At 45.4% G+C, this 12,690-nt stretch carries 8 protein-coding genes; 2 read left to right on the plus strand and 6 right to left on the minus strand.

Annotated features, from left to right (window positions below):
* Window positions 1–53: 53 nt before the first annotated feature.
* Window positions 54–1,229 (minus strand): helix-turn-helix domain-containing protein, encoded by a 1,176-nt coding sequence (locus tag D2V93_RS14120; protein ID WP_119619847.1) that lies wholly within the window; start codon window positions 1,227–1,229, stop codon window positions 54–56.
* Between the two features lies 1 nt (window position 1,230).
* Complete coding sequence (locus D2V93_RS14125) at window positions 1,231–2,127, minus strand: metallophosphoesterase family protein (RefSeq protein ID WP_119619848.1); 897 nt, start codon at window positions 2,125–2,127, stop codon at window positions 1,231–1,233.
* A gap of 117 nt (window positions 2,128–2,244) precedes the next feature.
* Here D2V93_RS14125 and D2V93_RS14130 point away from each other — a divergent pair, with 117 nt between their 5' ends.
* A complete protein-coding gene (locus D2V93_RS14130) occupies window positions 2,245–4,620 on the plus strand; it encodes a GAF domain-containing protein (protein WP_072875885.1) in 2,376 nt (791 codons plus the stop codon).
* 3 nt (window positions 4,621–4,623) lie between these two features.
* Here the strand turns inward: D2V93_RS14130 and D2V93_RS14135 are convergent, their stop codons facing one another.
* On the minus strand, window positions 4,624–5,817 hold the full coding sequence (locus D2V93_RS14135) for a Pycsar system effector family protein (RefSeq protein ID WP_072875883.1): 1,194 nt from the start codon (window positions 5,815–5,817) through the stop codon (window positions 4,624–4,626).
* 56 nt (window positions 5,818–5,873) lie between these two features.
* On the opposite strand from D2V93_RS14135, the gene D2V93_RS14140 reads away from it, so the two are divergent.
* Window positions 5,874–9,587: a metallophosphoesterase gene (locus D2V93_RS14140; RefSeq protein WP_313791654.1), complete on the plus strand. Its 3,714-nt coding sequence runs from the start codon at window positions 5,874–5,876 to the stop codon at window positions 9,585–9,587.
* On the opposite strand, the gene D2V93_RS14145 is transcribed toward D2V93_RS14140, so the two are convergent.
* From D2V93_RS14145 to D2V93_RS14155, 3 genes are read right to left on the minus strand one after another with little or no spacing between them, the layout of a single operon-like run.
* Window positions 9,584–10,441, minus strand: coding sequence for an NHL repeat-containing protein (locus D2V93_RS14145; protein ID WP_119619994.1), 858 nt, complete (start codon window positions 10,439–10,441; stop codon window positions 9,584–9,586). The two genes, D2V93_RS14140 and D2V93_RS14145, sit on opposite strands and share 4 nt — an antisense overlap.
* Complete coding sequence (locus D2V93_RS14150) at window positions 10,438–11,334, minus strand: GyrI-like domain-containing protein (protein ID WP_119619850.1); 897 nt, start codon at window positions 11,332–11,334, stop codon at window positions 10,438–10,440. Before D2V93_RS14150 ends, D2V93_RS14145 begins: the two co-directional genes overlap by 4 nt.
* Window positions 11,335–11,357: 23 nt before the next feature.
* Window positions 11,358–12,689 (minus strand): vanadium-dependent haloperoxidase, encoded by a 1,332-nt coding sequence (locus D2V93_RS14155; protein WP_072875877.1) that lies wholly within the window; start codon window positions 12,687–12,689, stop codon window positions 11,358–11,360.
* Between the last annotated feature and the right edge of the window lies 1 nt (window position 12,690).

The following is a 12,690-nucleotide window of genomic DNA, read 5'->3' on the forward strand; positions in this document are numbered from 1 at the left end:
AATCGCTTGATTTTAGGTCCATGCAAATGTCCTGAATTACAATTTGGGAGAAATTAGAGCGTTTTTTGCCCGTTTTTCTGCTTTACAAAGGCCGATGGCGATTGCCCCACATGTTTGTTGAAGGCACTGTAAAAAGCGGATTTGGACTTAAAGCCCACCGTTTGCCCAATGGCCTCGACCGTTAGATGGGCAAAATCAGGGTCCATCAACCTACTTTTGGAAAGCACAATCCTTTTCTGGTTGATGTAGTCGTTAAAGTTCATCCCCGTTTGTGAATTGATCAATCTGGACACGGTATTGGCATTGGTGCCCAGTTTTTCTGCCAGATTTTTCAGGGAGGCATTTTGGTCCGAATAATAACCGGTTTCATTCAAAAACTGCTCCATGGTCCCAAACTCGATGGAACTACCTGCCAAGGTCTCATATTTGTCGGCAATCCATGATTTTTCGAAAAATCGGGATTCCGAAAGAATGAAAAAAGAGGTGATGAATACGGTGAGGGTATGGATCATACCAATATAATGGTCCCCACCATCGTCATCAAAATTGAAAAAGATCAAAAAGAGGGTCAACGATAGGATCAAGGAGATCACCACAGTATTCTGCGAAAAAAGGTACTTGTCCAGTTTGATGTTCTTGGTGGACATCCAACCGTTTCTTTTGGATTTCAATACCAAACGGAATAAGAGGACCAAGTAGAGCGAGCAGCTGAACAGAACCAACCACCTAAATCGATCTTTTATGATGTGATAGGAGTGGTTCACCCCATCGGGAATGTCCAAAAAACCAAGGTTTTGATAATAGGCACCCATATAGGCATTGACCTTTACTTCCATCGGGCTTAGATAATAATAGGTCTGCGACAGGGCATAGGCCACGGGCAACAAAAAATGAGGCCAGTGTTTTTTCAGGGTAATGGGTTTGCGCTCGAGGAGGGCATAGAGGAAAAAATATAGGGTAGGGAAGATAAGGAGCACCAAAGGTTCGGTGGAATCGTTCATCCCTATCACATATTTTATAAGACCCGTATAGCACAGGTACACATCCAGGAACACAAAGCATTGAACCAACAGCATCCAACCAAAAAATAGGATGGCGGATTTTCTTTTGGCCCTGACAAAAATGACCAAGGTCAGGAAAAGCCCCTGTGCGATCCCAAGGAACATGATGTGGGACACAAGGTTGTGACGTATCGGGATCTGGTCAAGTAGGGCCTCGAGGCTGTTCATGTCAGGGAGCTATATAATCCGATAGATTTTCAGGGCCTTCCAGCAATACCCGTACAATTTGGAGCGTGCCGTCCGCCTTGGTGGCAATATGCCATTTGATGAGCGAAATCTGGCCGTTTTCAATCTCTATACCTGTAATGCTCCGCGGGTGTACGCAGCTACCATCATTGAAAAAGGGAATCTGTCCCGGTTCGGGGAACCGGGGCCTATGGGTGTGTCCCGCAATGGTGAGCAGAAGGTTTTTTCTCAAGATCCAGCGTTTGATGCGTTTTTCAATGCGGATGAGTTCCTTGTAGTTCTTTGCAGGACTGGTGGGGTCTGCAATGCCCACTACCTGGAGCGGTTTCCAGAGCACCCTTACCAGGAACCTGCCGATGCGCCAGCACACATAGTTCCACCAATCTGCTTGGTGGCCATGGGTACAGAATATCTCCTGCCCAGTTTCCCTGTGCTTCAAGATGAGGGCCTCGTGATAGGTGATCCCTTCAAAAAGGGCTTTATCGGAACCGTCAATGGGCTCAAAATAATGGGAAAGGTGCTTTTTCACATAATTTTCATCACGGTAGACCATATCATGGTTGCCCCAAAGCATGTGCAGCCGTTTTTCCAAATGGAACTGGCGTAACAACTGATATACATTTTTATGGGCCTCGATCAAGGAATCGAAACTAAGGTTTTCCCAAAGCTCATCCCCATCCCCAAGCTCGCAATAGTGGAAACCTTCCCTATAGTAGTGGTTCAGGGCATGGAAATAGATGTTCCTGTTGTTGGCAAAATCATCCGCAAAACTGTTGTCCCCCCTGTGGCAATCACTGAAGAAAATGAATTTGGAAGTGTTGTCAAAAGAGATGGCCTTGGCATTTTCATAGGCCCGGTCCAATCTTGTGGTGGATGACATGGGATAAATTTTACCAAATATCCTCAAAAATGGCAATTAATCCATAAAGATCTGCATTGAACGGAATGCATTTTTTCTTTTTGTAACTTTACGGACTCAATTTCGACTAACACTTCTATGAAGCAGGATAAAGGTATGGAAAGCCCTGTGGTTCAGTTGGTAAGTTTCAATAAACTATTGGAGCATTACGATGAACAGCTGAAGAGTCCCAATACGCATTTGGCCGAGCGGGCCAAATATGTGTTGGACGCACAAGCCCCGTACCCCATATTGAGGGAAGGGTTCAGCGATCTTTCGCTTTTGGAAGAACACAAGGATGTAATCAAGATCATCTTGGAAGACACCTTTGCTCCCATACTCACCAATAATGAGATAAAAACGGCCACTACGGCCTTTGAAGATTTAGTGTTCAATTCCTCGGAACGCTTTCAAAAACTGTTGAAAGAGGCAGGGGAAGGTTTTGAGCCTGAAATCCACAATTTACCCATGGAATACACCTACATTATGAAATGTAGTGTAATCCTCAAATTTCATTACGGTTACAATCTCGACTTTAAGCGTCCCCTTTTCTATGACATTCCTGATGCCAATGGGGTAATGAACCGTTACCGCATCATGTACAATGCTGATTTTATGGAGATTCTTCCCACCGAAAAGGCAAAGGAACTCACAGAGGATGATGTGGATGAGCTCTTGGCTAGTTTTGACAACCTTGATCTGTGGAAGGAAAAGATCCCACCGAACAGCTTTATCGCAAAAGGTTTCATCATCTCCAATATGTTCGATGTGACCGCGGAACATTCCATTTCGGAAATAAAGTCCACATTGATCGGGAGCAAGAAAAAGGAAAACGAACCTTTCATGGAGAGTTTTCAGAATACGTTCCGGTCTTTGTTCAGGTTGAAGGATATCAACGTAGGTTTTGCTGGATATGATTCCAATGCCAACAATTTTTTCAAGATCTATGGCAAGGGTATGGAAAGTTATGTCCTGAACGGAAAGGACCTTGAATCCTGCGATGCCATGCTCTGTGATAATTCGCATGGAAAGTTGTTCGATGAAGGTAAGTACTTCGCCATTTCCAATGTGGAAAAATACTTTGAGAAGTCGTCAGGAGGTGTACAGCCCTATAAAAACCTCATGGAACAAGGGATACGGAGTGCCATATTGGCGCCCATATCTGTCAATGGAAACCTCTTGGGAGTCTTGGAACTTGTTTCCAAAAAGCCCAATGAACTGAACAGTGTAAACGCCAATAAACTGGACGATGTGATGCCCTATATCATATCGGCGGTCATGCGGACCATTGAAGAAGAGGAAAACCTGATAGATGCCGTGATACAGCACGAGTGCACTACGGTCCACCCTTCGGTTTACTGGAAATTCCAGGAAGAGGCCAAGCGTTTCATGGCGGATGAACTGGCAGGCAATCAGCCCGTTTTCAGGGAAATCGTCTTTAAAGATGTTTACCCGCTCTATGGGCAGATCGATATCAAGGACTCTTCCAAGGAAAGAAACCTTTCCATACAAAGGGATCTTATGATCCAGCTTTCGGAGATCAATGAAATCCTCAAAGAGGCTGTGAAGAAATATGGGCTTCCCATTTATGAAGAGCTCATATACCGGGTGGACAACTATCTGGAAGAGGTCAGGGAAGCTTTGTTTACCCATACCGAACAGGCCGTATTCGATTTTGTGAAGGAAGAGATCGACCCTGTCTTCAAACATTTCAAGAAAGAGGACAAGTACCTGAAGGCACTCATAGGGGAATATGAGAAAAAAATAGATGGCACCACGGAGTCCTATTATGACCACCGTCGCAATTATGACGAAAGCGTCATGGAGGCCAATATGCTGTTGGCTTCCCATCTGGACAAAAAACAGGAAGAGGCCCAGGCCATGTTCCCCCACTATTTTGAGCGTTACAAGACCGATGGTGTGGAACACAACATGTACATTGGCAGTTCCATTGCTAGGGACCGTGTTTTTGATAAGCTTTATTTGAGCAATCTTAGGCTTTGGCAACTTCAGGTAATGTGCGAAATGGAGAACAAATACTACGCACTCAAATCCAAGTTGCCCGTAAAGCTTGATGTGGCCTCCCTTATTTTGGTATATAGCACTTCCTTGGCCATACGTTTCCGGATGGATGAAAAGCGTTTTGATGTGGATGGAACCTACAATGCCAGGTACGAGGTCATCAAAAAGCGGATCGACAAATCATACATCAAGGGCACCAATGAGCGATTGACCCAAAAGGGAAAACTTTCCATAGTATATTCCCAGCGCAAGGACGAAAGGGAGTATATGAGATATCTAGGGTTCTTGAAGGCAAAGGGCTATTTTACCAACAATATTGAAATCGTGGAACTCGAAGGGCTGCAAGGGGTGACCGGGCTCAAGGCCATAAGGGCGGAGATACTCTACAAAAAGGACAAAAAATCCGAGCGTACCTATACCTATGACGACCTCATGGAAGAGTTGAGGGCTTAACGATCAGAAAGTTATCCGGTCAGGACCAAAAAACCGAAAGGCAATACCAAAAGCAACTACAGAGATGATCATACCCAACATGAAAATGGTGTAGGTGACCCTTAGTATCTTATACTTCCTGTTCAGTACAAGCCCCAAATAATAAAGATCTTTCGTGAGCGAGGAATATACATACTCCTTGTCCTTGATCAGTTCTTGAAGTGCCCATTCATATTCTTTGAGTTCCATTTTATGGAAATTACCGAAGAACAGCAAATTGACCCTTTTCTGTTCCACATCTTCCTTGGTAAACCTTCCACTGGTAATATTGGGCCTGGTGGCCAAAACGGACAATACCATGGAGGCCACACTGAAAATGATGAGAACAAATGTTGGATAGATAAGGTAGGCATTGGAAGGGTTGTCCAATTTTGTCAGGAGGTTGGCAAGCACCAAAGAAATGATGATGGCATTTACGGACAACAGGAGGTTGGCCTTGGTGTCTGCAATGTCACTGAGTTTCAGATGGTTTTTTAGGGTTACGCGGTAAAGTGTCTGTATGCTCCGGTCAGGGCTTTCATTTTTGTATTTTGCCTTTAGCGCCTCTTTCTTGGCTATGTTTTTTTCGGTTTTCTTCTCTTTGAGCAGTTGTTTTAAGTTACGTTCCTTGCCTTCCCCCCAATTTTCTTTGGCATAGTCGGTATAAAAACCATGATGGTCCCTGAACATTTGGATGTTCTTTTCCCTCCATTCTTTTGAGGAGAAATCGGCAATGCCGAGCAATTTGAGCTCCTCCTTCAAATAATCCGTGGTTTCCCAGTAACTGCTTTGGGCAAAATGGGAGGTGTCGGCATCCCTGATGATTTCTTCGGATAGATTCTGTGGCTCATATCCCATTTTGGTGGCCATGATCAGTTTGCATACTTGGGTTGCATCCGCTGTGCCATATCCATTTTCACCAAGAAAGGACATGGCCATTTTGCAACTGGCCTCCTCATGGTTCTCCCCGCCTTCAACATAGCCAATATCATGGAGCCAAGCGGCCAATAATAACTTCTCATTTTCATCATCACCCAAGCTATAGAAGTTGAGCAATTCTTTAGTACTTTTAACAACACGTTGGGTATGTCGAAGGTTGTGGTATAAAAACCTGGGATCCAGTTTTTCCGTTAGAAGTTTTGATGCAAAGCGTTCAGTTTTTTCAACAATTTCCGACATAATCCTATGTTTGAATAATCCAAAGTACAAAATTTTGGAATCAACCTCATATGGATATGGTTAAACATTACTTACTGTTCCTTCTGATTGCTTTGGTATGTGGTTGTGCCACTTATGAAGCCAAATATGCAACACCTTTTTCCAATAAAGATACGGTCTACGATAAGGAATTGGAGCACACTTTTTACTTGATCGGTGATGCCGGACAATCCCCTATGGGAGAACTCAACCCTACCTTGAAGAGGTTCAAATCTGTTCTGGAGACGGCCAACAAAAACAGTACTGTACTTTTCTTGGGGGACAATATTTATCCAGCAGGATTTGTGGATGAAAATGACGACCCCGTGGGCAACAAACAATCCAAGCACTACTTGGATGCCCAATTGGAAACGCTCGAATCGTTCAAAGGAAACACCATTTTTATTCCGGGCAACCACGATTGGTACAGTAATGGCCTGAAAGGTCTGGAGCGTGAAGAAGAGTACATCCAGGAGGCATTGGGCAGCAAGGAGGTATTTCAACCCAAAAATGGCTGCCCCATAGAAAAGATAGCCATCAGCGACAAGGTCATGGTCATTGCCATCGACACGGAATGGTACTTGACCGATTGGGACAAACACCCCACCATGAACGACAAGTGCGAGATCAAGGACAGGGGTCGATTTTTTGAGGAACTGGAAAGCGAGATCAAGAAAAATTTGGACAAGACCGTGATCATTGCCCTACACCACCCCATGTTTACGTATGGTTCTCACGGAGGTCAATTTTCCTTTGAACAACACCTATTTCCCAGCGGAGGGAAAGTGCCTCTTCCCGTTTTGGGAACAGTTGCCAATTTTTTACGGAAAACCTCTGGCGCCTCAGTGGAGGACCAATCCAACAAGAAATACAATGAACTGAAAAAGAGGATGCTGACCCTGTCCCAATTTTCCGAAAAGGTGATTTTTGTGTCCGGTCACGAGCACACCCTCCAATATGTGGAGGAATATGGGAAGCCACAGATAGTGAGTGGTTCCGGGGCCAAGACAGGTGCCACCCGCCTGTTGAACGGGAGTAAGTTTTCAACGGGCAGGAACGGATATGCCATCCTCAAGGTGTACAAAGATGGGTCATCAACTGTGGATTTTTATGGGGCAGATGATGTTTCGGAGGAACTGCTTTTCCACACCGAGGTGCTTCCCAAAGACAGATCTACTACAATGACTGGACTTTCGGAAGAATTTCAGCCGTATATGGAAACATCGGTCTATACCGATGAAGAAGTGGACAAAAGCGGGTTCCACAAATGGCTTTGGGGCGAACGCTACAGAAAATACTACGCCACAAAGGTCAAGGCACCCACCGTGGATCTGGATACCCTTTTCGGGGGATTGAAGGTGGTGCGAAAAGGAGGGGGCAACCAGTCCAACTCTCTTCGTTTGGAAGATGAAAAGGGAAAACAATACGTAATGCGGGACCTAAGAAAAAGTGCCGAGCGTTATCTTCAGGCCATAGCTTTCCAAGATCAATACATCATAGGCCAGTTTGAGGGCACTTTTACCGAAAAATTGTTGCTAGATCTATACACGGGAGCACATCCATATGCACCCTTCGCCGTTGGCAAACTCTCCGATGCGGTCGGCCTCTATCACACCAATCCTAAATTATATTATGTACCGAAACAATCCGTTTTGGGAGATTTCAATTCGGACTATGGGGATGCGCTCTATATGATCGAAGAGCATGTTTCCGACGAGCACGAAGACCTTGAAAGTTTTGGACGGACAAAGAAAATAGAGAGCACCTACGACCTTATCGATAAGTTAAGGGAAGATGAAAAATACAGCATTGACCAAAAGGAATATGCCAAGGCACGTTTGTTCGACATCCTCATCGGGGATTGGGACCGCCATGTGGACCAATGGCGATGGGCCGAATTTGAAACCAAGGACGGGGATAAAGTGTTCAGGCCCATACCTAGGGACAGGGACCAAGTTTTTTCACGATGGGGTGATGGGGTGATCATGAATTTTGGTTCAAGGGCCGTCCCAGCACTCCGTATTTTTGAAGGCTTCCATAAAGAGATCAGAAGTGTCAAGGGCTTTACATCATCGCCCAGGACCTTTGCCCTCGATATGGCCCTGCTATCGGAAACATCGATGGACGTTTGGGTCGATCAGGCCAAGTTTATTCAACAGCAGATCAACGAAGCAGTGATCGATGAGGCCTTTTTGGATTTCCCAGAGGAAGTAAGGGATGGGACCCTTGCTGAGATCAAGGAGATTTTATTGGCAAGAAAGGAAAATCTTGTAGAGACCGCAAAGGAATATTTTTCCGTGTTGAACAAATATAGCGTGGTGACCGGTACGGACAAGGATGATCATTTCAAGGTGGTTTCCCTGCCAGATGGAAAAGTGGAAGTATGGGGCCATCGAATCAAAGGTGGTGAGATCAAGGATCAATTTTTCCATAAAGTGTACGACCCTGCCTATACCAAGGAAATTTGGCTGTATGGGTTGGATGATGATGATGTTTTTGAAGTGGCCACGGAATCTTCAAAAATTAAGGTACGCATGGTCGGCGGACAGAACAATGATGTGTACCAAATCTCTGAAAAGTCAAAAAAGGCATTTGTGTATGATTTCAAGGCCAAGAAGAACACCTATGATGAAGCCTACGGGGGAAGCATCAACCGTTTGGACGATTATGATACCAATACGTATGAATTTCTGAACATAAAGGCCAGCAACAACCAAATCCTGCCCACCATTGGCTTCAATCCGGATGATGGGTTGCGTATCGGGCTGACGGATACCTATACGTTCAATGGGTTTAGGAAGAACCCGTTCACCCAACAGCACATGTTTAATGCCGCCTATTATTTTGCCACAAAAGGATATGATTTGGGGTACAAAGGGGAATTTGCCCATATCTTCAACCATGTGAACCTGGAATTGAACGCAAGATTCACCAGTCCCAACTTCACGCTTAACTTTTTTGGTTTTGGGAATGAGACCGGCAACAATGATGATGACGAACCTTTGGGTCTGGATTATAACCGAGTGCGTTTGCGGACGTTGAGGTTTACACCTTCCTTGGTTTGGCGGGGCTATCTGGGCTCCAAGGTGCGGGCCGGTATTTCTTATGAAAGTATCGAGGTGGAAGAGACGGAGAACAGGTTCATCAACGAGTTTTATGTAGAAAACGGCGAGGAGAACCACAAGAGCTTTTTGGGAGTGGAAGGCGAATACAGCTATTCCAACACGGACAATGAAGCTTTCCCGACCCTTGGAATGGCATTCACACTGCTCGGCGGCTACAAGACCAATGTGGAAGAGCAAGGCAGGTCCTTTGGGTTCATTGTGCCCAGCCTGTCCATAGATCATAGGTTGGTTCCGAACGGAAGACTTGTGCTTGCCACCAAACTGAAAGGACACTTCAATATTGGCGATGATTTTGAATTTTATCAAGGTGCCAGCATCGGAGGCAATGATGGATTACGGGGCTATCGGTTCCAACGCTTCACGGGCAAAACTGCTTTTTACCAAAGCTCGGACCTGCGGTACAGTTTCAGGGCCAGACCAACAGGTGTCCTACCTGTCACCCCAGGAATATACGGGGGATTCGATTATGGTCGGATTTGGTTTCCAGGTGATGCGTCCCAAAAATGGCATAACTCTTACGGTGGTGGCTTTTTCTTGAACGGCGCAGATATTGTGACGGCAAATGCGGGCTTGTTCCAAAGTGCAGATGGGCTCAGGTTTGCTTTTGGGCTCGGATTCGGGTTTTAATCCAGCTTGAATTGATAGAGGCTCCGCCCACCATACCTGTTCTGTTCATCAGCGATCAACAGGGTTTTGTCGTCCAAAAAACAGATGGACTCAATCTGGGTTTGACAGTCCAAATCGATGGTTTTAATGGAGGCTTTGGAAAAATCGGAGAGTTCAAAATCTGTCAATAAGAACACAAGGCCGTAGCTGAGGAGGGCAATGGTCTTCCCATCGGGGGAAATGTCCGCCCCGGTCACCGAACAATGGTCCTGGTCCCCGCACAGGAACAAGGAACCCAAAGATTCTGCAGCATATTTACCCTCGGTATCAGGAACCCGATATATCAATGTTTTTCCAGAATAGGGGCGTGTCCTGTTCTTGGTAAAGATGTACAGATGGCCGTCCAGATGAAAAAATCCTTCCGTATCAAAATAGAGACTATCCTTTTCAGGAGGGAAACTTTTCTGATCGGGATAGTGGAACGCTATTTTTTTTGCATTCGGTTTTTTCTTGTCCAACTCGGATCGGGGAACTTTATAAATGGTCAAATCTTTGCGCTTATTGGCATTGTTCCCAAAATCCCCGATATACAGATTGCCTTTGTTGTCTAGCGCTAAATCTTCCCAATCCTGATTTTTGGCATGATCGATTTTGAGGGATTGGACCAATTTTGCCTTCATATCCACCTGAAAGATCTCGTCCTCATTTCCACTGTCCTGTATAACCCATATGGCCCCAGCAGGTGAAACCTCTATGCCCGATACCTCTTCGAGTTTGGATGGAAACTTGCCCAATGGCTCCAAATCCCCATAATAGGTTTTTTGGGCACAGGCCTGTACAGCGACCAAAACGAGGATCAATACAATGTTTTTCACTTTGATTCTTTTAGGGGCATATAGACCTCGGTCTTCCAATTCAGCTCGTTGCCGCCCATATTCGGGTTGTTATAAAACACCTCTATGGGTTTGTTCTCAACATCGATGTTGTTTTTCTGGGCGTAATCCAGAAGTGCATACCAAGCTCTGTCCGAAGTGATGTAATTGCCATTGTAAATGGCTTTTAGGGTTTTTTTGCTAAAAATGCGTTTGTATGCAATATCGGGATGGTTGGGTAGTTTTTCGGATCGTAGAATCGGATAGCAGAAATTATAGGTGAGCATATTGGCCTTCAGGTCCCAATTCTCCACTTCCACAAAGGGAAGACCATTCAGCGTAACTCCATTGTCCACCAAAAAGGAATTGAGCAGGGAATAATTGGCCATCATGCCTCTTGCCTTGTTTTCTGGGGTGGTGTTGAGGGCAACGCAGGCGCAAAAAGAGGAAAAAAGCTCTGCTTCGCCCACAATTGATACTTTAAAGTCTTTCAAATGGTCGTTCAAAAAACCATTGAACTGTATGAGGGTCTTTCGGGCCCCTTTTTCAAGATTCGTATCCGAAAAAGGAACGGAAACCTTATTCTTTAAGGTGTGCTCAGGATCTTTGATGTTGACCTTTACTTGACTTAAGGAATCGTGGATAGGGGTGATGTTCCATTCATAGACGTGAACGGAATCGTTCACCACAATGGTCTGTTCAAAATGGGTAGGACTTTCAAATTGCAGGGGCACAACACTGTCAAAGCCCATATTCCATGCCTTCACGGTCTCATAAATAGTGCCCGGGATGGCCTTTGCCTTAAAACTGACCTGATAATCCTGAGGCTTTATGAACAGATACCACAAGAGTAAAACCAATAGGAGTATTGGAACGGATATAAAAACCTTCTTCATAACTAATCCGTAAAAATAGGAAATTAGCCTTTGGTCATGTCCAGTTTGTCCACAATAAATTCTCCTAGATCACGTCCTTGTTTGATCCCCACTTCAATGGCGGCGCGGTAGTGTATGCCACCGTACATCCTGCTAATGGCAGCCTCATCCGCTGCTTGGTTGAACGAAGTGAACGATCGGACGGGAAGGCCATAAGGGGTCTCCGTATCGTCATCAAAGGAGAAGCCATCCCCAAAAATGCTCGTAAGAACGGTGGATGCCGCACCTGAAACCACACTGTGCCCACTGGTATATTCGGGGAAAGGGGGAGTTTGCAGAACGGGGGTCCAACTATCGTCAATATACTCGTTGATCACAGTCTCGGGGCGTATGAGGTTGCTTCGGTATTTTTCGTCCCAGCAGCTTATGAATCCATCTGCAATGGCAATGGAGGTCTTGGTATAGGCAAAAACGGTCCTTGCAAAATCCGCATCGGTCTTCCTACAGGCAATTTTGGTAATCCCGATCCAGTGTGCGCCTGGAGTGATTTTTTTTGTAGCGAACATCAAATGCCCGCGGGTCACAGAAACATAGGGATTACAGTCCCAAAATTTGGCAATGGCCACTTCTTCTGAAGCATCGCCTTTGGCGGTCATCTCATTCCTGACTTCATAGACTTCCATCAGTTCTTTATAAAAGTCGGAATCTTTTTCCATGGAAAATGCAGGTGGTGGTATGGGTTTGAACTGTGCGGCCGAGTCTATGGCAAAGGGCCTGATCTTGGCCCAATGTGGTTCAAGGCCGTTCATGTAGGCCGGAGGTGTGGGCTGCCATCGTGAAGGGTCGTCGGAATCCACTGAAAATTTGGGCATGGTACGGGTTTCCTTGTAGTTGTCCTTACCCATCCACGAAGCGATATAATCCGCAACCTCCATCCCGTAGTCCTTGGAGGCGTTGAACATGGTCTCGTTCTTTTCTGTCCACAGGGTATAGAGACTGTCCCTGAAATTGGAGACTCTTTCCTCGGAAAAAATAAGTCTTCGGCTCAAATCGATATGGGCCACCAATGCGGCCACTTCAAAATTCACGTTTTCAGTATCCTTGGGGTCTGGGATATTGCCTAAACCGGTCAATTGTCCGGCAAGCGACCTGTACTTTTCATCCTTTTTTGCAACAATCTCGTATGCAGCGATGTTGGGATACGCAAAGATCCTGCTGGCTACGGGTGGGGAAAAGATATCGTGTATCATGACCTCGATCACCTTGTCCACTGATTTATGGAACTCCTCCGAAGTGATTACAATGGGTTCTTCCTTTTTTTGACAGGCTGCCAATGTCAAAAGTATTACCGCAAATAAACTCGACCTTAATTTCATG

The organism is Flagellimonas taeanensis, assembly GCF_003584105.1.
Classification (GTDB): Bacteria; Bacteroidota; Bacteroidia; order Flavobacteriales; family Flavobacteriaceae; genus Flagellimonas; species Flagellimonas taeanensis.

Excerpts from the sequence above, each read along its gene's own strand:
- D2V93_RS14150 (WP_119619850.1), bottom strand. The coding sequence starts at position 11,334 with ATGAAGAAGGTTTTTATATCCGTTCCAATACTCCTATTGGTTTTACTC.
- D2V93_RS14140 (WP_313791654.1), top strand. The coding sequence starts at position 5,874 with ATGGTTAAACATTACTTACTGTTCCTTCTGATTGCTTTGGTATGTGGT.
- D2V93_RS14130 (WP_072875885.1), top strand. The coding sequence starts at position 2,245 with ATGAAGCAGGATAAAGGTATGGAAAGCCCTGTGGTTCAGTTGGTAAGT.
- D2V93_RS14135 (WP_072875883.1), bottom strand. The coding sequence starts at position 5,817 with ATGTCGGAAATTGTTGAAAAAACTGAACGCTTTGCATCAAAACTTCTA.
- D2V93_RS14125 (WP_119619848.1), bottom strand. The coding sequence starts at position 2,127 with ATGTCATCCACCACAAGATTGGACCGGGCCTATGAAAATGCCAAGGCC.
- D2V93_RS14120 (WP_119619847.1), bottom strand. The coding sequence starts at position 1,229 with ATGAACAGCCTCGAGGCCCTACTTGACCAGATCCCGATACGTCACAAC.
- D2V93_RS14155 (WP_072875877.1), bottom strand. The coding sequence starts at position 12,689 with ATGAAATTAAGGTCGAGTTTATTTGCGGTAATACTTTTGACATTGGCA.